22 protein-coding genes are annotated in these 20,719 nt (G+C 36.5%); 16 read left to right on the plus strand and 6 right to left on the minus strand.

From position 1 onward, the window contains the following. Positions 1 to 17: 17 nt before the first annotated feature. The 4 genes from MHB39_RS00925 to MHB39_RS00940 all read left to right on the plus strand — a co-directional run bounded on the left by MHB39_RS00925 (position 18) and on the right by MHB39_RS00940 (position 2,430). Positions 18 to 449, plus strand: a complete 432-nt coding sequence (locus MHB39_RS00925) for a dual specificity protein phosphatase family protein (RefSeq protein WP_016992405.1) — start codon at positions 18 to 20, stop codon at positions 447 to 449. 117 nt (positions 450 to 566) lie between these two features. After that, the gene (locus tag MHB39_RS00930) at positions 567 to 770 is read left to right on the plus strand and encodes a PLD nuclease N-terminal domain-containing protein (protein WP_016992404.1); all 204 of its coding nucleotides are present in this window, start codon (positions 567 to 569) and stop codon (positions 768 to 770) included. Next, complete coding sequence (locus tag MHB39_RS00935) at positions 767 to 1,651, plus strand: ABC transporter ATP-binding protein (RefSeq protein WP_342545605.1); 885 nt, start codon at positions 767 to 769, stop codon at positions 1,649 to 1,651. Before MHB39_RS00930 ends, MHB39_RS00935 begins: the two co-directional genes overlap by 4 nt. Then, positions 1,648 to 2,430: an ABC transporter permease subunit gene (locus tag MHB39_RS00940; RefSeq protein ID WP_016992403.1), complete on the plus strand. Its 783-nt coding sequence runs from the start codon at positions 1,648 to 1,650 to the stop codon at positions 2,428 to 2,430. Before MHB39_RS00935 ends, MHB39_RS00940 begins: the two co-directional genes overlap by 4 nt. A 49-nt stretch (positions 2,431 to 2,479) precedes the next feature. Here the strand turns inward: MHB39_RS00940 and MHB39_RS00945 are convergent, their stop codons facing one another. Beyond that, positions 2,480 to 3,133, minus strand: coding sequence for a GAP family protein (locus MHB39_RS00945; RefSeq protein ID WP_342545607.1), 654 nt, complete (start codon positions 3,131 to 3,133; stop codon positions 2,480 to 2,482). Then, positions 3,130 to 3,891 carry a MerR family transcriptional regulator gene (locus tag MHB39_RS00950; protein WP_342545608.1) on the minus strand — a complete coding sequence of 254 codons (762 nt, stop codon included), beginning with the start codon at positions 3,889 to 3,891 and terminating at the stop codon, positions 3,130 to 3,132. The genes MHB39_RS00945 and MHB39_RS00950 overlap by 4 nt, the downstream gene beginning before the upstream one ends. Positions 3,892 to 4,068: 177 nt before the next feature. Here MHB39_RS00950 and MHB39_RS00955 point away from each other — a divergent pair, with 177 nt between their 5' ends. Then, positions 4,069 to 4,779 carry a CBS domain-containing protein gene (locus MHB39_RS00955; RefSeq protein ID WP_333006319.1) on the plus strand — a complete coding sequence of 237 codons (711 nt, stop codon included), beginning with the start codon at positions 4,069 to 4,071 and terminating at the stop codon, positions 4,777 to 4,779. A 25-nt stretch (positions 4,780 to 4,804) separates the two neighbouring features. On the opposite strand, the gene MHB39_RS00960 is transcribed toward MHB39_RS00955, so the two are convergent. Beyond that, positions 4,805 to 5,524: a DUF421 domain-containing protein gene (locus MHB39_RS00960; protein ID WP_016992400.1), complete on the minus strand. Its 720-nt coding sequence runs from the start codon at positions 5,522 to 5,524 to the stop codon at positions 4,805 to 4,807. Positions 5,525 to 5,625: 101 nt separating this feature from the next. On the opposite strand from MHB39_RS00960, the gene MHB39_RS00965 reads away from it, so the two are divergent. Continuing rightward, positions 5,626 to 6,831: an MFS transporter gene (locus MHB39_RS00965; RefSeq protein WP_342545611.1), complete on the plus strand. Its 1,206-nt coding sequence runs from the start codon at positions 5,626 to 5,628 to the stop codon at positions 6,829 to 6,831. A gap of 28 nt (positions 6,832 to 6,859) precedes the next feature. Here the strand turns inward: MHB39_RS00965 and MHB39_RS00970 are convergent, their stop codons facing one another. Continuing rightward, positions 6,860 to 7,546: a histidine kinase gene (locus MHB39_RS00970; protein WP_036075307.1), complete on the minus strand. Its 687-nt coding sequence runs from the start codon at positions 7,544 to 7,546 to the stop codon at positions 6,860 to 6,862. Between the two features lie 564 nt (positions 7,547 to 8,110). Here MHB39_RS00970 and MHB39_RS00975 point away from each other — a divergent pair. From MHB39_RS00975 to MHB39_RS01005, 7 genes are read left to right on the plus strand one after another with little or no spacing between them, the layout of a single operon-like run. Then, positions 8,111 to 10,522 carry a Na+/H+ antiporter subunit A gene (locus MHB39_RS00975; protein ID WP_342545612.1) on the plus strand — a complete coding sequence of 804 codons (2,412 nt, stop codon included), beginning with the start codon at positions 8,111 to 8,113 and terminating at the stop codon, positions 10,520 to 10,522. Then, a complete protein-coding gene (locus MHB39_RS00980; RefSeq protein WP_016992399.1) occupies positions 10,512 to 10,934 on the plus strand; it encodes a Na(+)/H(+) antiporter subunit B in 423 nt (140 codons plus the stop codon). The genes MHB39_RS00975 and MHB39_RS00980 overlap by 11 nt, the downstream gene beginning before the upstream one ends. A gap of 3 nt (positions 10,935 to 10,937) precedes the next feature. After that, on the plus strand, positions 10,938 to 11,276 hold the full coding sequence (locus tag MHB39_RS00985) for a Na(+)/H(+) antiporter subunit C (RefSeq protein ID WP_004233143.1): 339 nt from the start codon (positions 10,938 to 10,940) through the stop codon (positions 11,274 to 11,276). Then, positions 11,269 to 12,774, plus strand: coding sequence for a Na+/H+ antiporter subunit D (locus tag MHB39_RS00990; protein WP_342545613.1), 1,506 nt, complete (start codon positions 11,269 to 11,271; stop codon positions 12,772 to 12,774). Before MHB39_RS00985 ends, MHB39_RS00990 begins: the two co-directional genes overlap by 8 nt. Then, positions 12,774 to 13,256, plus strand: coding sequence for a Na+/H+ antiporter subunit E (locus tag MHB39_RS00995; protein WP_016992398.1), 483 nt, complete (start codon positions 12,774 to 12,776; stop codon positions 13,254 to 13,256). The genes MHB39_RS00990 and MHB39_RS00995 overlap by 1 nt, the downstream gene beginning before the upstream one ends. Next, positions 13,256 to 13,540 (plus strand): Na(+)/H(+) antiporter subunit F1, encoded by a 285-nt coding sequence (locus MHB39_RS01000; protein ID WP_004233151.1) that lies wholly within the window; start codon positions 13,256 to 13,258, stop codon positions 13,538 to 13,540. Before MHB39_RS00995 ends, MHB39_RS01000 begins: the two co-directional genes overlap by 1 nt. Then, on the plus strand, positions 13,518 to 13,886 hold the full coding sequence (locus tag MHB39_RS01005; protein ID WP_016992397.1) for a Na+/H+ antiporter subunit G: 369 nt from the start codon (positions 13,518 to 13,520) through the stop codon (positions 13,884 to 13,886). The genes MHB39_RS01000 and MHB39_RS01005 overlap by 23 nt, the downstream gene beginning before the upstream one ends. A 230-nt stretch (positions 13,887 to 14,116) precedes the next feature. Here MHB39_RS01005 and MHB39_RS01010 read toward each other — a convergent pair whose 3' ends face one another. Then, the gene (locus tag MHB39_RS01010) at positions 14,117 to 14,830 is read right to left on the minus strand and encodes a DNA-binding response regulator (protein ID WP_342545614.1); all 714 of its coding nucleotides are present in this window, start codon (positions 14,828 to 14,830) and stop codon (positions 14,117 to 14,119) included. A gap of 14 nt (positions 14,831 to 14,844) precedes the next feature. Next, positions 14,845 to 17,853, minus strand: coding sequence for an ATP-binding protein (locus MHB39_RS01015; protein ID WP_342545616.1), 3,009 nt, complete (start codon positions 17,851 to 17,853; stop codon positions 14,845 to 14,847). Positions 17,854 to 18,276: 423 nt separating this feature from the next. Here MHB39_RS01015 and MHB39_RS01020 point away from each other — a divergent pair, with 423 nt between their 5' ends. The 3 genes from MHB39_RS01020 to MHB39_RS01030 all read left to right on the plus strand — a co-directional run bounded on the left by MHB39_RS01020 (position 18,277) and on the right by MHB39_RS01030 (position 20,577). Beyond that, the gene (locus MHB39_RS01020; RefSeq protein WP_036075293.1) at positions 18,277 to 19,071 is read left to right on the plus strand and encodes a transporter substrate-binding domain-containing protein; all 795 of its coding nucleotides are present in this window, start codon (positions 18,277 to 18,279) and stop codon (positions 19,069 to 19,071) included. Positions 19,072 to 19,202: 131 nt separating this feature from the next. Continuing rightward, positions 19,203 to 19,862 (plus strand): amino acid ABC transporter permease, encoded by a 660-nt coding sequence (locus MHB39_RS01025; RefSeq protein WP_036075291.1) that lies wholly within the window; start codon positions 19,203 to 19,205, stop codon positions 19,860 to 19,862. Further along, the gene (locus tag MHB39_RS01030) at positions 19,855 to 20,577 is read left to right on the plus strand and encodes an amino acid ABC transporter ATP-binding protein (protein ID WP_036075289.1); all 723 of its coding nucleotides are present in this window, start codon (positions 19,855 to 19,857) and stop codon (positions 20,575 to 20,577) included. Before MHB39_RS01025 ends, MHB39_RS01030 begins: the two co-directional genes overlap by 8 nt. Positions 20,578 to 20,719 lie beyond the last annotated feature (142 nt).

Genomic DNA, 20,719 nt, shown 5'->3' on the forward strand with positions numbered 1-20,719 from the left:
TGTGAGGGATGGAGAATATGGGGAAAGACTACGATGTTTTAGTAAAGGATCAACTGTTCTTTGGCGGTGCAAAAGATGCAGAGTCTGCATTTATACAAGAATCGGTTGATGTTGTGATAGATGTTCGTGTTCAAGGGCTATCCCCTCAAGACCAGGAGACAGTTCCTTATTCTTATAAACATATGCCTATAGCAGATGAAGATAGTGAGGTAGCATCATCCATCCAACGAGTTGCGCAAGAAGTTGCTATGGCCTATGAGACAGGGCAGAAAGTATATGTTCACTGTGGAAGTGGTGGGGGACGTGCAGGCGTTGCAGCTACCGCTATATTAATGGAGTTGGGAATGGCTGAATCATTAGAGGCAGCAGAGGCAGCTGTCAAAAAAGCTCGTCCAGAGGTAACAATACGCCCTAAAATGGAAGATGCTCTGCAAAAACTTTATAAGTAATAGAGAAGATGTACTCATTGAGGTACATCTTTTTTTAGGTATAGGAGATATTTTGTTCTATACATATTAGAACAAAGTTGTTATAGTTAGTGTATAACAAATAATGAGGTGATCTGTATGATGGAGGAATTAGCAAAAGTTCCATGGGCAGTTATAGCACCGCTCATCATCGTTCAAATTATTTTGATGATCGTAGCACTTATTGATTTACGTAAAATTCATGCAACAAATGGGCCTAAAATTCTTTGGGTATTTATCATTATCTTTGCTAATCTATTAGGGTCAATTGCGTACTTTATAGTGGGGAGAAAGCAGTCATGACAACTTTACTTCAAGTTACAGGTTTGACCAAGCAATTTGCACAGCACAAAGTTGTAGATGATATTCATTTCAACTTAGAGGAAAAAACTTCTACAGCTTTAATCGGTCCAAATGGAGCTGGCAAGACAACCACTTTATCTATGTTAACAGGGCTTTTAAGACCGACTGCTGGAAATGTAAAGATGCTAGGTAATGATTTACGTGCGAATATAGGTTTTTTACCGCAATATCCACAATTTCATCCTTGGCTAACTGCGCTAGAGTTTACAGAAATGGCTGCAAAGCTGAATGGTGTAGCAGCCAAAAAGGCTAAATTAGAAGCACAAAAAACCCTAGAATTCGTAGGGTTAGGGAATGCTCAACATAAAAAAATTGCCTCTTTTTCTGGCGGGATGAAGCAGCGACTTGGTATTTCCCAAGCAATAGTGCATAAGCCTAAATTACTGCTATTAGACGAACCTGTTTCAGCATTAGATCCAGTTGGCCGTAGAGAAGTACTTGATTTATTAAAAGGACTACAGCAAGAGACGACTATTTTGTACTCAACACATATCTTAAATGATGCTGAAGAAATGACAGACCAACTATTATTCTTGCAAAATGGAAAACTCGTAGAACAGGGAACATTACGTGAGGTAAGGCAACGTTTTGATAAGCAAAATTATGTCATTGAGTTTAGTAGTGAAGAAGAGGCTAAGCTTTTTGCAAATCCATCTAATCATGTAATCGGTTGTTATGTCTATATTGAGATAGTGAATGAGGAGCCAACGATGAAGAAGTTGCTTCAACGATTAAGTGAATGTCCGTATACAATTAGAAAGGTAGAGCGACAGACAGCATCTTTGGAAGAAATTTTCATGAAGGTGGCGAAAAAGGCATGAGAGGATTCAATGTACTTCTGCAAAAGGAATTTAGAGAAGCATGGCGGAGTTGGAAGTTTCTATGGATTCCTCTTGTGTTTGCTCTGCTTGGAATGAGTGATCCACTAACAAACTACTATATGATGGATATTTTAAATGCTGTTGGGAATGTACCAGAGGGCTTTGAAATGCTGATGCCAGAATTAATGCCACTTGATTTAATTCAGGCTTCTATCGGGCAGTTTCAAACGATAGGCTTATTGGTGATGATGGCTTCGTTTGTAGGGGCTATTAGTAAAGAACGTGCTAATGGTATGGCCACATTATTATATGCTCGGCCCATTTCATTTGGCGCATATTTTTTGAGTAAATTTGTTGTTATGAGCACCATTTGTTTTGTTAGTATTTTAGCTGGGTTTGCTGCAAGTGTCTATTATACAAGTATTCTATACGGAACGTTGGATATTGGTGCACTGTTTGTAAGCTTTTCTACGTACTATATTTGGTTGCTATTTGTGATAGCTGTTACGTTAATGATGAGTGCCAGTTTTAAAACAGTTATTGCTACTACATGTGCATTTACAGTGATTTTTGTTGGGCAAATCATCGATATGATTATAGGAATCTTTTGGACGATATCACCCTGGAAGCTTGCAAGCTACGGAATTGCAAAAATTCGAGGAACAATAGAGATGTCAGATTACTGGTGGAGCTTAATAATTACGCTAGCTTTGACAATTATCTGCATCGGCATTGGTATCGTGATGATGAAAAGAAATGCGTCTATGACAAAAATCTGAAGAGAAACGGTAAAAACCAACTTATAATGGATTTTTACCGTTTTTTGTTTTAAATCATCCCACCATTTATAAGTAAAATCAATCCCACAAAGAACATAACCCAAGAAAGGGTTGAACTTGTTCTTTGATCAAAAAGCGTTTGAATTTTTCTTAAAGGCTTATTCATAAATCGGCGGAATAATAAATGGAAGCACAAAAGGATAATTCCTGGTGCAATCATTATCAAATTGTAACCAGCTAATAATGGTAACCATTCATAAAACTCTATTTGATTACTCGTTAAAATACCTATTGCCGCGAAATAAGGAAGAGCGGTTGCAACTTCTAAAATAGAAGTTGAGAAACCTAAAGCTACCATAGAGCTCACATGTAAAGATTTTGGTTTAGGTGCTCCATTTGTCTTTCTCTTTGGTACTAACCAACTGCCAATAAATAAAGCTGCCCCCACAATGGTCATGATTAATCGAGCTGAGTAGCTATCTAGCAAATTAGAAATTGGATTGAATATGACCCCTAGACCTAACATTAAAAAAATCCCAGTACTAAAGTAAAACAAGGCTACAGTCATTAAATAGGTTAATAAAAGGCGGATTTGCTGTTTTTTAGCCACAAGCAATACATAGACGGATACCCCAATAATAGAAGGACTAAACATGTCTAACAATGCTAAGGCACCAATCACAAGCAATATTTCTATGTTCATGGTTGTGACCTTCCTAACACCTGTTTTTTTGTTTCATAAACATGAAAAGCCTGCTCTATAAAGTGTAGAAATTCTTCCTCTAAAGGATATAAACCCATTTGTTCAGATTTGTGTGCGGATTTTCTTATTGTCCACATCTTCTCTAAAAACTCATCATTTCCGATATATTCTATTTCAGCCTTTTCCATCATTCGTTTGATAATAATCTGCACGGAATCAGCTTCAGGGCTTTCCTTATGAAGCTGCTTTAACTGACCTAATAAACCAATCCATTCTAAAGAATTAGGATCATTTTGATTTAAATTGGGTAATTTCTGAAAAAGCTCCATTTCGGCAGCTACAAAAATCTGTTGGCGGAAGGCTTGCTTATTATCTCGTTCTTGATTGGAAAGCTTAATGTATTTTTGGATAAGGGACTCTGTTAGCCCACCTTCGATAGACGAGGCATTTTTTAATCCAAGGATGGCGTTCTTCATCTGCTGTAGTTTCTTTTGTTCTTCTGCTAGAAAAGCTAACTGATGGTCTAAACTTGCTTCCCAATTCCACGAATTATTGATAAGTGTTTGAATTTCCTTCAACTTGAAGCCTAATGCCTTTAAAAAAACAATTTGTTGTAACATTTTGAGCTCATTCTCACCATAAATTCTGTGTCCTCCCTCAGTCTTTGCTATAGGAAGTAACAAGCCGATCTCCTCGTAATAACGCAATGTTCGAACAGAAATGCCAGTTTGTTTTGATACATTGTGAATCGTAAGCAACGTAATCACTCCTCCTCTCTGTTAATGACATTATATTAAATGACGTAACGTCACTTTCAAGCGGAATTGTAAAACTACTTTCTTGGAATCTCTATAACTTAGGAATATAATGGGTGTGTAACTCGAAATTTGTCAAATAACTCGGAAAATATATAGACTACTATAGAAAGAGGGGACATGAAATTGGGAACTGAGAATTCCGATCGTTTCCTGACAGCGTTTAATCGAATAGATCATAGACTACGAGATATTGTAGGTGCTAAGGATTTTATGCCTTTTTATCGGCTGATTGATCAAGCAAAGAAAAAGGATGTCTTGGTGAAGAAATATGAAGATGATCTCCGCTCATATGCAGACTTACGAAATGCGATTGTGCATCATCGTACATCATTACATTATGTGATTGCAGAGCCACATACTGATGTTGTAGAACGAATTGAATACATAGATGCTACCCTTGCTAAGCCGACGCTTGTAGGGCAAATGTTCCGTAAAAGAGTATTGATTTTTCAAGAAAATGATTCTTTAAAACATGTTTTAAAAGTGATACGTCAGCGCAAATATACACAATTTCCTGTTTATTATAATAAGCAGTTTAAGGGGCTAATCACAACAGTAGGAATCACAAATTGGCTTGCGTCAAAGATGGGTGGGGATCATCTACCGAAAAGAATTCCAACCCTGCATGATATCTTATTGCATGAGAAAAATAGCGTGAATTACAAATTTGTCAGTAGATCTATATCCATCTATGAGGCTGAGGAAATATTTAAACAAGGAGTCGAAAGAGGGAGACGCTTTGAGGCATTATTAATAACGGAGCATGGTCAACCACATCAAAAATTACTCGGTATTATTACACCATTAGATATTGTCAAAATTGATTGATAAAAAAACGAGACTTGACAAGCAATTAAGGGCTTGAATGTCTCGCTTTATCTTTTAAGCTGATGTACAAGGAACCATTTGTTTGGACTTGAGCAAAATAAACTTCTTCTACAGACTGCACATTTTGCTTTTTCAATTTCTTCATTACCCAGTCTTCTGTCAGCTCAAGTTCAACAATATTTTCGGTAATAAGTTGACCATCAGAAATAACTTCGGTAGGAAGATAGGTAGGTGGTGTTACATCTGCTTTAACATCCTGCTTTGTAGCCACTTGTTCAGAGGTTTTTTGTAGTACACTGAGTTTCCCATTCGTTTCTAGTAAGGCATACTCAACGTCCTGTACGGAGAAAATAGCTTGTTCACGAAGCATCATTGTAAGCTCATCTAGATGAAGACGATTTTTTTGTAGGGCTGATTCTAATATAAGACCCTTTTGAATCACAATCGTTGGCTTATCATCAATGAGAACGCGGGCCTTTTTAGATTTAATCGTAATAACGGTCATTAAATACGTTAAAGCACTCCACCAAACGAGGGAAATCATACCATCCAAAAAGGGTGTTTCTTCCTGAGAGGCAATTTCTGAAGCGATCGACCCAAATGTAATACCTGTAATGTAATGGAAAAACGTTAACTGGCCTAATTGTTTTTTACCAAGTAGACGTGCCAGAATTAGTAAGGCAAAAAACGAAAGTGTTGTTCGTAGAATCATTTCCCAAAAGTGAGCATGAATAAAGCTTTCCATGCATATATCAACTCCTTTTACAGCTGTCGAATTATAGCTTGTGCAAAATGGTCGATAGTATGCGACAATCATGTGTAAATAAAAAAGAGTGAGGTGGCAACATGAATAAACAATTAAACGTAACAAACCCAATCTATCCAATTATGATTGCTATCGGTGTTGCTCACCTTATTAATGATACGATGCAAGCTGTTATCCCGGCGATGTTTCCGATATTTAAGAGTGAGTTAGGATTGACCTTTACACAAATTGGGCTGATTTCTTTCGTATTAAACATATTTGCTTCTGCATTACAGCCTGCTGTAGGCTTTATCAGTGATAAAAAACCAATGCCCTATGCTTTACCCATCGGTATGATTAGTTCGTTTATAGGGATTGCCATCATAGCATTCACAACGCAGTATTGGATTATTATTATTGCGGTATTATTTATAGGCTTTGGGTCAGCTATCTTTCACCCTGAGGGATCGAGAGTTTCCTTTATGGCAGCTGGATCTAAACGAGGTCTTGCGCAGTCTATTTATCAAGTGGGGGGAAATTCAGGGCAAGCACTTGCACCATTAATTAGTGCTTACATCTTTGATATTCTTGGGCAACGTGGGGCTGCGATCATATTAGTCATTGCAACATTTGGTATCATTTTATTAAGTAAAATTGCTACATGGTATAAAAAACAGTTGGAGCAGGAGCGTACCACTAAGAAAAAGAGAGTACTCGTCTCAACATTGCCTCCATTAACAAAGAAACAAGTTGGAATTGCATTAACTTTATTATTTACAATTATTTTTGCACGATCATTTTATACAACAAATATAACGAGCTTTTATGTGTTTTATTTGATGGATCACTATGATGTCAGCCTGCGACTAGGGCAAATATTAATATTCACCTTCATGGCATTTGGTGTAGTAGGTACCTTTTTTGGAGGTTCTTTATCAGACCGTATTGGTAGGAAAAATGTCATTATTCTTTCTGTAGTAGGCCCTATGCCATTTTGTTTAGCATTGCCATATGTACCATTATGGGCCGCTATGCTATTTTTAGTTATTATCGGTACGTTGATTATGATTAGCTTCTCCGTAACGGTGGTCTATGCGCAAGAGTTAGTCCCAACAAAAATTGGCACAATGGCTGGTTTAACTACGGGCTTTGCATTTGGTATGGGCGCAATAGGGGCAATGGTTATCGGCGTTTTAATGGATTATAAAGGCATTGATTTTACAATGATTGTCGTTTCATTATTACCTTTATTATTACTAGTTGCCTTCTTCTTACCGAAGGATAAACCTGCTTCAGCTGCTGTCTAATAAAAAAACGCGTAGATACGCGTTTTTTTTATTGTCTTAATGGAGCTAAAAATTCTGCTGGCAGTTTCTCCTGATCAATTACATAGCCCTCTGAAATATGAACTTCATGCATTTTATCGTTGTAAGTAAATTTAAAGATGCCGTTGTCAAAATCTGTGCCAATTTCTTTGAAGAATATTCCTTCAATCGATACATACTTAGGACATGTAAATGCTACTTTAAAGTTCTCCTGTTCTTTAATTAAGTAAGCACGTACTCCTTTTTCATAGGTTTCATTTGCATCATCGTCTGTTGGGCGTTGAACAGCTACAATATGAAAATCAACAAAAGGAACTTCTTTTAACAGTACGTTTAGGAACGAACCTTTCGTGATTTCCTCCCAACGGCTTTGTGCGCTTTGCCCAACGATAATTTGCGAAATACTATAATTCTTTGCGACCTCTGCAATAACTTTTTGTATGGGGCGTTTTTCATTATCTTGCAAAATAAATTTTTCAACCTCAAGCTCATCTGATAACTTTTTCCATTGCTCTATATAACTAGATTTTTCTGCGTCAAATGCATCAAGGGGTTGCGAATCGACTGAAAGAATATAGAGTGGGCAATCAAGCATTGTGGCCATCTTATGACCACGACGAATCAAACGTTCGCCATTTAAGCCGTAGTAAACACAAACTAATATACTTTCATCCAAACGCCCTTTTACATGCTTCATAAAAAATGTACACCTCTTATCTGTTGGTATTTTGTTAATTTCACTGTTGATTATGAAAAAATTATCCTAAAACAGCTAAAATCAATGCTGTTACAGTGCATTATGCTCATTTATATTGTATACTTAAAAATGTATAAAAGTTAACGAAAATATATTGGAAAACCCTTGAAGGAATAAGCTTAAATCAATAATTTGAGATTATTTAATTTATGCATTCTGTGCATCTATGTTAATTTGCTTTCATATGCCACACTATTATGCAGTGAGTTAAATAGATAGTCAAGTGTCTTCATTGTACTGATATTAACTGAGTTATAACTGTATAAATTATCTGATTTTCCACAAGTTATTTAGGCTTGCATCGGGTTAGAAGTGACTAAATAACTAAAATAACCATTTTTATAAACAATTAGGCACTTTGATACCCCACCACATTCCATTAAAAAATTTCAAGAATACATCTAATATGTTACTTAGCTTGAACAAATTTCTAAAGTCTTAGCACTTTACATGTCAATCACCACAAAAATTTGCTAGATGATTTTGATAGTAGGAGGTTTTCATTTGGTCACAGTTCTCATTGCGATACTTTTGCCATTTGTTTGTGCTGCTCTAATTCCATTGCTTTACAGGCGACTAAGGCGTGTCACACATCTTGGCTGGTTTGTTTTATCTGTTCCATTCATTTTGTTTCTTTTACTTGCTCGCTATATTCCTCAATTAGCCGAGGGTAAAACGTTTATTCATACATATGAGTGGATTCCCTCTTTTAATATAAATTTCACCACTTACCTAGATGGACTCAGTATGATTTTTGGTCTGCTGATTACAGGTGTAGGTAGTTTGGTCATTTTATATTCTATTTTTTATTTATCAACGAAAGAATCTCTTCATCATTTTTACTGCTATTTATTACTATTCATGGGCGCTATGCTTGGCGTTGTTTTTTCAGATAACCTAATGGTATTATACACATTTTGGGAATTAACAAGTGTGTCATCATTCCTATTAATCGCATTTTGGCATCATAGAAAGGCATCTCGGGCAGGGGCCAAAAAAGCGATGATGATTACAGTCTTTGGCGGACTATCAATGCTTGCGGGTTTCTTAATGCTCTATGTAGCTTCTCATACATTTAGTATTCGTGAAATTGTAGCTAATGTAGAGGTTATACGAGATCATACCTTATTTACGCCAGCGCTTATTCTAATTTTACTAGGGGCTTTTACAAAATCTGCACAATTTCCATTCCACATTTGGTTGCCTGATGCTATGGAGGCCCCAACACCTGTTAGTGCTTACTTACATTCCGCAACAATGGTGAAGGCAGGCATTTATTTAGTTGCTCGTTTTTCACCGGTTTTTGGAGGAGAGGCAGTATGGTTCTGGCTAGTTAGTGTTATCGGCCTAGTTACATTATTCTGGGGCTCCTTTAATGCTGTCCGTCAGACGGATTTAAAAGCATTATTAGCCTTTTCAACAGTGAGTCAGCTTGGTTTAATTATGAGTCTCTTTGGTCTTGGGTCTGTTGGTCATTATTATGGCTATGAGGAAAACTCAATTCTTTACACCCAAGCAAGCTTTGCAGCGCTATTTCACCTTGTGAATCATTCGACCTTTAAAGGAGCTTTATTCATGATGGTTGGAATTGTCGATCATGAAGTAGGTACTCGTGATATTCGTCGTTTAGGTGGCTTAATGTCTTTCATGCCTATCACTTTTACAATTGCTGTGATTGGTAGCTTCTCAATGGCAGGACTGCCACCATTTAATGGCTTTTTAAGTAAGGAAATGTTTTTTGCAGCAGTATTGGCCATTCGTGATGTAGAAGCATTCTCTATTGCTGATATAGGGCTGTTTTTCCCTATAGTAGCATGGGTGGCAAGTATCTTTACCTTTGTCTATAGTTTGATTTTAATTAGTCGTACATTTTTGGGTAAACTACAGCCAGAGAAGATTGATAAAAAACCACACGAAGCTCCACTTGGCATGTTAATATCGCCAATTATTTTATGCTTGTTGGTAGTTGGTATCTTTTTCTTCCCTAATATATTAGGTCATTATATTTTAGAGCCTGCTATGGCTAGTATTTATCCAACATTCCCAACTACAAGTGAGTTAACACCACATATTCATGCATGGCATGGCATCAATGCAGAGTTATTGATGACAGTAGGTGTCATTATTATTGGAATTATCTTATTTAAAACTTTAAAAAGCTGGAAGCCACTTTATCGTCTATTTTCACAAAAGTATACGTTTAATACGTATTACAATCGAATGATAGAGATGAGTGAAAATGGCTCACAGAAGCTTACCAATAAATATATGACAGGTAATTTAACACATTATTTTGTCTATATATATGTATTTTTTGTTGCACTTATCGCAGGTTATTTTGTTTGGTCAGATGCCATGACCTTTAATTTTGACAAAGATTCCGCTATAGAATCCTACGAGTTAATCCTTGTGTTTGTCATGATTTTTGCAGCTGTTTGGATGATTTTTGCAAAGGGTCGAGTGACAGCCATGTTGCTAAATGGTGTATTGGGCTATTCTATTGCCTTCTTCTTTGTTATTTTCCGTGCGCCAGATTTAGCTTTAACACAATTAGTTGTTGAATCGGTTACAACAGCTTTATTCCTTTTATGTTTTAAATATTTACCAGATTTAATGCCAGAGGTACCGCGTAAAAGGGTTCAATGGTCAAAAGCATTGATTTCTATTTTTGTTGGTGCAACCGTAACAATTGTTGGCTTAGCAGTAGTACACTATGATCGCTTTGAACCAGTGTCTACTTACTTCAATGATGCTTATGAATTGGCTGGCGGTTCCAACATCGTTAATACAATACTAGGGGATTTCCGTGCTTTTGATACGATGCTTGAGGTTGTTGTTCTTCTAATTGCTGGCTTAGGGGTCTATGCTCTGACAAAGCTTAAGCCACGAAAGGAGGGAGCAGATCATGAAAATTAATGATGTGATTTTAAGGACCATCACCAAGGTTGTCGTTTTCATTATTTTAACACTCGGTGTGTATTTGTTCTTTGCTGGGCATCACGCTCCTGGTGGTGGCTTTATAGGTGGTCTGGTGTTGGCCTCGGGTGTTGTCTTATTATATCTAGCCTACGATATAGAAACTGTGCATAAGGGGATGCCTTTCGACTTTAAAAAAGTTGCAGCTCTTGGTGTATTGCTTGCAACTGGAACTGCAATAGGCTCGTTGTTTTTCGATGTGCCATTTTTAACACAAGCACATACGTATATAGATGCTCCTATTTTTGGGAAAATGGGCTTTTCAACTGTCACTATTTTTGAAGCGGGTGTTGCTTTGACGGTGGTCGGGGTTGTTGTAACAATTATTTTAAGTATAAGTGAGGATGAGTAGCCAATGGAGTCTTTAATACTTGTTTTAGTAGGTATATTAGTAGCTGTTGCGACGTACTTAATCCTCTCGAAGCAGTTACTGCGTGTTATTTTAGGTACTGCTGTTTTATCTCATGCTGCCCACTTACTGATTCTGACTATGGGAGGTCTAAAAAAAGGGGATGTACCGTTATTAGGAGAATCAGAGGGACCATATACAGATGCATTACCTCAAGCATTAATATTAACGGCGATTGTGATTAGCTTTGCTGTCACGGCCTTTGTTCTCGTTTTAGGGTATCGTGCGTACAAAACAAATGGTTCAGGGAATTTTGATGAATTGAGAGGTACACCTGATGAGTAATATGATTGTTTTACCATTAATTGTACCGGTAATTACGGCTATTTTACTGGTGTTTTTAAAAGAGCATGTGACGCTACAACGCATCATCAGCTTATTGACATTGAGCTTTATTATTATCATTAGCGTCATTTTATTAGTAGAGATTCAAGAGCAGGGAGTGATGCGCATTGATTTTAGTGGATGGGCACCACCATTTGGAATCTCATCTGTAGCCGATTCCTTTGCGACATTATTAGTGTTAGCTGCAAATATTGTAGCCCTCATTTGTATGCTATATGCAATTTTTACAATGGAGCTAAGATATGAAAAAATGTATTTTTATCCATTTACGCTGCTGATGATAGCAGGTGTCAATGGCTCATTTTTGACGGGCGATATTTTTAACTTATTTGTATGTTTTGAAGTAATGTTGCTTGCTTCCTACGCACTGATCAGTCTAGGTGGTGAAAAAATTCAGCTACGTGAAGCATTAAAATATGTGCTCATCAACATTGTTGCCTCTTGGATTTTCTTGGTGGCACTCGCTTTTCTGTATGGAACAGTAGGCACATTAAATATGGCCCATATTTCCATTCGTGTAATGGAGGCAGGAGCTAATCCGCTTATTACAACAGTGGCGCTTATCTTCTTAATCGTCTTTAGCTTGAAGGCTGGACTTTTATTATTCTTCTGGTTACCAGGCTCGTACAGCGTACCACCAACTGCCATTGCAGCTTTATTTGCTGCTTTATTAACAAAGGTAGGGATGTATGCACTTGTACGTACTTTTACGCTGTTGTTCCCTAATAATCCTGAAGTCACACACACAGCACTTGGCATCATGGCGGGAATTACAATTATTGCAGGTTGTATCGGTGCACTTTCTGGTCGTGATGTTAGAACAATAGCCTCCTACAATGTGCTAATTGGCGTTGGTTTTATAATAATTGGGCTAGCGGTAGGCACTGAGTCAGCCTTACAAGGTGTTATCTATTATCTAATGCACGATATGGTAGCGAAGGCTATGTTGTTTTTAGCTGTTGGTATGATGATATATGTCACTGGGGAAACAGTAATTGATAAAATGAGTGGACTTATTCGTAATTATCCCTTTTTTGGATGGTTGTTTTTTATAGCGATGTGTTCACTAGCTGGTATACCACCATTAAGTGGCTTTTTAGGAAAGGTTTTAATCGGGCAAGGTGCGATAGAGGGTGGCCATTTTGTTCTATTAGGACTAGGTTTTTTCTCTAGTTTAATTGTTTTATATTCACTACTGCGGATATTTCTTTCTTCCTTTTTTGGTGAAACCATTATTAGCTTAGAGGATGAAAAACCGTTACCTAAACGTATATTGTTGCCATTAACATTACTGGCTGTTTGCACAATTGGTTTAGGTATTGGGGCAGAAAAACTGGCACCATTTGTCACAGATGCAGCTGAAACACTTTATACACCATCTATTTATATTGATGCAGTTTTAGATGGCCAACAATGGCAAGGTGAGGTGAATAAATAATGGCGATGCAGTTTATTTTAAATTTATTTATCGCAGCACTTTGGTTACTTCTACAGGATGAAGTGACACCACAATTTTCAACATTTTTAATGGGCTTTGTTGTAGGTATGGGTATTCTATATGCGATGCATCGCTTTTATGGTACTCAATTTTACATGCGAAGAGTCTTTTCCATCATCAAGTTATTATGGCTGTTTAACTGGGAGCTATTTTTATCAAGCTATAGTGTATTAAGACAAATCACTACACCTAAGCTAAATATTACACCTGGTATTTTCACCTATAAAACTGTATTAAAGGGTGATTGGGAGATTACAGCTCTTGCTTTACTGCTAACATTAACACCTGGCTCTGTCGTCATGGAGGTATCGGAAGAGGGAGATGTCTTTTATATCCATGCTATGGACATAGAGCAGTCTAAGGATGCCGTTATACGATCGATTGGAAAATTTGAACAAGCAATAATGGAGGTGACACGCTAATGATTAACAATATATTACTTCTTGCACTTGCTTTCTTTAGTATTTCAATTGCGCTGTCGTTATATCGTGTTATCCGCGGCCCATCAATGCCTGATCGAGCAATAGCTCTCGATACAATTGGTGTTAATTTATTATCGGCTATTGCGATTGTCTCTATTATATTGAAGACTAAAGCATATTTAGAAGCTATCCTTATTTTAGGTATTTTAGCGTTTATCGGAACGATTGCATTTACAAAATATATAGAAAGAGGTGTGATTGTTGAACGTAAATCAAATGATTGAATGGGCAGCAGTTATCCTTATTCTTATAGGTTCCATAGTGAGTGTTATTAGCGCATTTGGAATGATTCGCTTACCAGATGTCTATACACGATCACATGCTGCAACGAAAAGCTCTACATTATCCGTTTTAACCTGTTTGTTAGGAGCGTTTATCTATTTCTGGGTGCATGACGGTTTTGTTAGTGTACGGCTTATTTTAGGTATTCTTTTCGTCTTTGTGACAGCACCAGTCGCAGGGCATTTAATTTGTCGTGCAGCCTATCGTTCTCGCGTTCCATTAGCGAAGGGCTCTGGGGAAGATGAATTAAAATCAAAATTGTTCCCTGAAGAACATACGGTTAAATAGAAGGAGGACTGTTTGCCCGAAAGCAAACAGTCTTTTTAGTGCAAAAAAAATGAAAAAGTTGAATTGCAAAATGGATCAATAGATTGTTCAAAGAGAGTGGTGAAATCCCTGCACGAGAGATGAGAGAGCAGTGGCTTGAAGGTAGTAAACATTGGACAAGTCTTAACATTCAAGTGGAGTTTAAATAAGTGAAAGGGAAGTTGAGCGGTTTAATCAACTTCCCTTTCAAATTATGCTTGAAAAACTAATTGATACCCAGAGCCTCTTACCATAACTATTTTAGCTGTGTGACCTGGAATGGTTTCAAGTTTTTTTCTTAAATTGCTGATATGAACTCGTAAGGCTTGTGTTTGCCCAAAGCTATCCTCTTCCCAAATAAGTCGATACAGCTCATCAGCTGGAAAGGCTTGATTGCAATGCTGTGCTAAAAAGAATAAAATTTGGAACTCCTTTGTTGATAAAGTTAATACAGTATCACCGATTGAAACCTTTCCTGAGTGTATATGAAAGTGTAATGTATGAATAATTTTGGTTCCTTCATTTACAGAAGCATGATCAACATGTTGTATCAACTTTTTATGCTCCCTTCGTTCAAGTAGCCGCTCAATTGTTTTTAAGAGTCGGTTGTGGTCAATGGGCTTTAAAATATAATCTATAGCCTGTACATTAAAGGCTTCTAAAGCATAATTTTCGTACGCTGTAACAAAGACAATATCTATATAGCTTGAGACATCTTCTATTTTAGAAGCAAATTCAAGACCTGTCATTTCAGCCATTTCAATGTCTAAAAATAAAATATCAGGTTTTAATATATCAATATTTACGAGGCCATCCTTTGGATTCTGGAAGGTTCCAATAATCTCAATAGAGCCACTTGCCTTTAGCATGGATTCTAATAAACGAATGGCTAAAATTTCATCATCTATAATAATTGCTTTTAACAAGCTGCTCACATCCTCTAAATAGTGATTATTGGAAATCTTATTTCCACAGTCGTTCCTTTGTTTTCGAGGCTATCAAAATGGATAGTAGCGTTATCGAATTTTTTTAATCTTTTAGAAATATTTAGAATGCCAATGCCTTGACTAGCTGTTTTTTCACCATTTTGGATTTGCCTTAAAAGCTCTGAAGATATACCAATGCCATTGTCTATCAGTTGGAAAATCACCATATGCTCTTCCTGCCTTATAACTAATTGTAGCTTGCTACGCTCTTTCCTTACTTTCAAACCATGAAGAAGAGCATTCTCTACTAGAGGCTGAAGTAGTAAAGGAGGAATAAGGCATTGGATAGGCTCATCCATGCAAATATTAAATTCTAATTGCTCAGGATATCTAGTGCGATGAATATTTACATATGCCTCAATAAGACTAAGCTCCTTTTCCAAAGGAACAAGACTGTTGGCATTTTCAAAGGCAAAACTGTTACGTAAAAATGTAGCAAAATCTGTAATCATTGCCCTTGATTTGTCTAAGTCTAAATAGCTTAGGGATAGAATGGAATTTAAGACATTATAAATAAAATGCGGTTTAATTTGTGCTTGTAAAAACGCGGTTTCCATTTTCACAGCTATTTCTGCGGACTCCTTCAATAAAAGAAGATTGCGAACCCTTGTCTTAAGCTCGGTAGCATCCAAAGGTTTATGTAAAAAATCATTTGCCCCAGATTGAAAGGCTGCAATCATATCCTCTGGGCGAATCGCCGCAGTCAACATTAGAATAGGTAGCTCTGTAGACGTGTAATTTTGTCTAACCTGTTGACAAATCTCATAGCCAGAAATAGTGGGCATCATAATATCCAAAATTAATAAATCAATACTAGGTTGCTGTGTAAGGTACTCAAAAACATGGTGTCCATTATCAATTGCTATAATGGAATAGTTTTCTTGTGACAATATATCTATTAGCACCTTTAAATTAACAGCATCGTCATCCACAATAAGAATTTTTTTCTTTCCTATTTGTTCAACAATATGTGGGAATGTTAGGAAAGGATGTTGGTATGTTTGGATTGGCATTGATGGTAATTCCTCATTTGTCGGCTGTGCTTTTCGTAATTTAATTGAAAAGGTTGCACCTTGTCCGACAATTGAATCCACAAATATTTTCCCACCCTGCCGCTCAACAAGCTCCTTTGTAATATGTAAACCTAATCCACTGCCACCGATTGAATAATTGAATTGTTGGAATGGATTAAAAATAGTTTTTAAATTTTCTGGCGCGATTCCACAGCCGGTATCCTTAATTTCAATTACTAAGAATGACTGTTTCTCATAACAAGTTATATCAATTTTTCCTTCATTTGTATACTTCACTGCATTATGAATTAAATTATATAAAATTTGGCGAAGACGATTTTCATCTGCTTGGACAAAGGTTCCCCTCTCAATGTGATTGTAGATTTTGACATTCTTGCTAATGGTATAGGAGAGTACTTCTACAGTCATATGTGTAATGGCATATAAATCAACAGAAGTCATCCGCAATGTTAATTCATTCTCCTTCAGCTTTGAAAAATCAAGTAAATCATTGACTAAATAGGAGAGACGTTCAGCAATATTAAAAATAAGGGATACTTTTTCCTTTTGTTCGTCCGCTGAGATAGGTAAACTATTATCCTTCAGCATAGATTGTGAAATGCCTATAATGCCATGTAAAGGGGTCTGGAATTCATGAGATGTTTTAGCGAGAAACTCATCCTTTAATTTATCTACACGTATAAGTGCCTCTGTTAGCTTGCCTTTTTCTAAATAAGAATCTGCAAAACGATGAGAAATATATAGGGAAAGCATTGTTAGGCAAATAAATGGCAACAACGGTGGTAGAGCACTCAGTTCAAGATTAATATTTGTATTTAACGTCGCAACGATAAAATAAAGCAAAATGGCTAGGGAGCTTAAAGTTAAATACATTACACCAGTCGCACGTCGGTAAATTGCTATAATTTGCACATAGAAAATATAAACAATATTTGCGAATACATACAATGAATTGATATTTTGAAATAGTGAATTAATTGATGTTGGAAGCAATGCAACAAGCATAAGAAGAGTACCTATTGCGCAAAACACTTTCACAACCAAACGATTCATATATTTGATTAAAGCACGGTAAAAATACAACAATATAAAAAGACCTACAGCTATACTAGAGATCATTTGTATTTTCTGAAATGGAGCGTAGGGCATATTTATCAAGGCTAGTAAAAATTTTTCGCCGTGTGTGAGAGTGTAGAGCCCACTTGCGAAACAAAATAAAGAGAAGTAAAGCTGCTCTATACCAAATTTTGAATAAAGATAAGAGCCAAAAAAGTAGATAAACATTGTTAAAAAACCTGCAAGAGTAATTAAATCGTAGAAGAGGGCACCCTCTCGAAGCTTTGCAATACTTGATTGATCCCCTAAAAAAATGGAGCTAATAATTCCTCCTCCCGGTGCATAATCGAAATTTGCTACATGTACAATCAATTCAAGCTCTTTTTTATCAGGCGAAAAATAAGCAGTATACGGGGTATTATGAGGTATATAGCTGCTATCCTCAGCTGGCTCTCCACTATGGCCAACTCGCTTTCCGTTAATATACAATGCGTTCGACATTCGGATATTACTCGTTTTAATCCCTAAAATATCTTCAGTATCATCGATTAAAACCTTGAGTCGATAAGTTCCACTTTCAAATACAGGTATTTGTTTCCCATCAATTGTATATTTTGTCCAAGCGGAAGGGACATCAACAAGATAGCTTTGATAAGCATCAAAGGCTTCACCATCCACTAATTGATTCGGGATAAATGCCCACTCCCCATCTAATTTGATAGGCATATTATCGTGAAATGTATGATGACGTAAATCCATCACACCTTTAATCGCTTGCGGCCCATGAGACTTAGGTTGAGTTAAGAAAAAGGTAATGCCTGCTATCAGCATTGAACCAATAATAATTGCGAACAACAACGATAATTTTTTCATCGTAAAAATCCCTTTCAAATGATTTATATGGATTATACAAGATAACTTACGCCATTAATATAAAATTCCTACTAACGATAAGATCTAAATATTGTGAGCTTAAATGATGATGATCAATCTCTATCTCTGAACTGTTGAAATTAAGTTGTTTTTATAATGGAGGAATAAATAACGATAAAACGGAAAATAGTAAAGTTACTTTATAAAATAAATGAAAATAAAAATAAATTGACTTATCAGAAAATTATGTATATAATATTTGGCTGAAAATTTTTTAGTTTATCTTGATTATTATTTCAAAAGAGTATATCTTAATTAGCAGATAGATTTTTTATTCTTCAATATGAATAAATATCCAATCGATTATTTTAGAGAAATGTATTCTCATACACAATAAATTATAAATAAAAGGAGTTACAGGATATGAAGAACAAATTGTTCATCATGATGCTAGTACTAGTAATAGGTGTACTTGCAGCATGTGGTACTAAAGACAATAATGCAAGCAATACAGGATCTACTACGGATACAGAGGGTAAGCAAGTATTAAAAGTTGGTACATCAGCCGACTATGCACCATTCGAATATGTGGATGCAGCTAAAGGTGAAGAAATTATCGGATTTGATATTGATTTAATCAAATTAGTTGGAGAAAAAATAGGCGTTGATATGCAAGTACAAGATATGGACTTTAACAGTTTAGTGCCAGCACTACAAGCAGGAAAAATCGATGTCGTTATTTCTGGTATGACACCGAACCCAGAGCGTGAAAAAGTGGTTGATTTCTCAGATAAATATAATGAAACAGAGCAAGTAATCCTTGTTAAAAAGGATAGCGGTATTAAAAAAGAAGCGGACTTAGCTGGTAAAAAAATAGGTGTACAAACAGCATCTATCCAGGAAAACTTAGGTAATGAAATTGCGAAAAAGGTTGATGTAGCAGTAGAAGGACGTACACGTATCCCTGAGATCGTTCAAGATATGATGTCTAAACGTTTAGACGCAGGTATTTTAGAGGGTGGCGTTGCGAAAGGCTATTTAAAAACGAATGATCAATTAGAAGCTTTCCCTGTAGAAGAACAGCCTGAAGATTTCAAAGCAATCGCTGTTCCAAAGGGAAGCGATTTGAAAGATAAAATTAACCAAGCTTTAAAAGAGCTAGCTGAAGAAGGCAAAATCCAAGAGCTAGAAGAAAAATGGTTAGAAAAAGTTGAATAATAATCGCGTGCGATAGCTCTACTTTTGGGCTATCGCTTGTGCTTTTCATTATTATCCTTTAAGCCTCTATCAAATTTGTGTTGGGTACAAAAACACAGCTACATCATGATGAAAAGAAAGGAGGGAGCGCTGTGAATTTAGATTTTACAGCTATCGTTCCCTCTATTCCTTATATTTTAAAAGGGATAGGTGTTACACTTCAAATTGCAATCGGTGCATCCATCATCGGTTTTATCGTAGGTATACTTTTAGCATTATGTAAAATTGGTAAAGTGAATTTTTTACGTTGGTTTGCCGATTTCTATACGTCGATTTTCCGCGGTACACCACTTGTATTACAATTATTAATTATTTATTATGCAGTACCACAATTACTAGATATCCAAATTGAGCCTATTCCAACAGCTATTATTGCTTTTGGTTTAAACTCAGGTGCATATATTTCAGAGATTATCCGTGCTGGTATCAATGCAGTTGATAAAGGACAAATGGAAGCGGCACAAGCACTGGGGATTCCATATGCAAAAATGATGAAGGATATTATTATTCCCCAAGCAGTAAAAAATATTTTACCATCCTTAGTAAATGAATTTATTACATTAAATAAAGAAACGGCAGTTGTGACAGTAATTAGTGCATTAGATATTATGCGCCGTGCCTACATTGTAGGGGGTTCGACATATCGTTATCTTGAGCCATTACTTTTTGCAGGGGTAATCTATTACATCATGACGCTTGTTTTAACGTTCCTTGGTAAACGAATCGAGAAAGGAATGAGAAAAAGTGATTAAAATTGAAGATTTACACAAATCCTTTGGACAGAATGAAGTATTAAAGGGTATATCAACTGAAGTTAAAGAAAAAGAAGTAATTGCGATTATTGGACCCTCTGGATCAGGTAAATCGACATTTCTTCGTTGCTTAAACTTATTGGAAACTCCTACAAGTGGAAAAGTAACGATTGCAGGGGATGTCCTTACAGATAAAGGGACAAATATAATGAAAATACGTGAAGAAGTAGGTATGGTATTTCAGCATTTTCATCTTTTCCCACATAAAACGGTGCTTGAAAATTTAACCTATGCGCCAATCAATGTAAAGGGTATGGATAAGGCAACTGCTATCAGCAAAGCAGAAGAATTACTAAAGAAAGTAGGTCTGTTTGAGAAGCGTCAAGAATATCCAAATCGCTTATCGGGGGGGCAAAAGCAGCGTGTTGCCATTGCGCGAGCACTTGCCATGGACCCTAAAGTTATATTATTTGATGAGCCTACATCGGCACTTGACCCTGAAATGGTTAAAGAGGTATTAGCCGTTATGAAAAACCTCGCCGATTCTGGTATGACCATGTTGATTGTGACACATGAAATGGGCTTTGCTCGAGAGGTTGCTGATCGTATCCTTTTCTTAGATGGCGGCAAGCTAATAGAAGATGCTTCACCAGATCAGTTTTTTACAGCGCCATCAACACAGCGTGCAAAGGATTTTTTAGAGAAGGTTTTATAAAATACAAAAGGCATTTAGCTTCCCTGTTTAGACGAGAGCTAAATGCCATTTTTATTTAAAGGACATTTCAAAGAGAAATAGGCTCCTGCAGGAAGTTTATTGTTAAGGAGTCTTCCGGCAATTCATATTATATTGGGATAAA

Source organism: Lysinibacillus sp. FSL K6-4013 (genome assembly GCF_038630435.1).
Classification (GTDB): domain Bacteria; phylum Bacillota; class Bacilli; order Bacillales_A; family Planococcaceae; genus Lysinibacillus; species Lysinibacillus boronitolerans.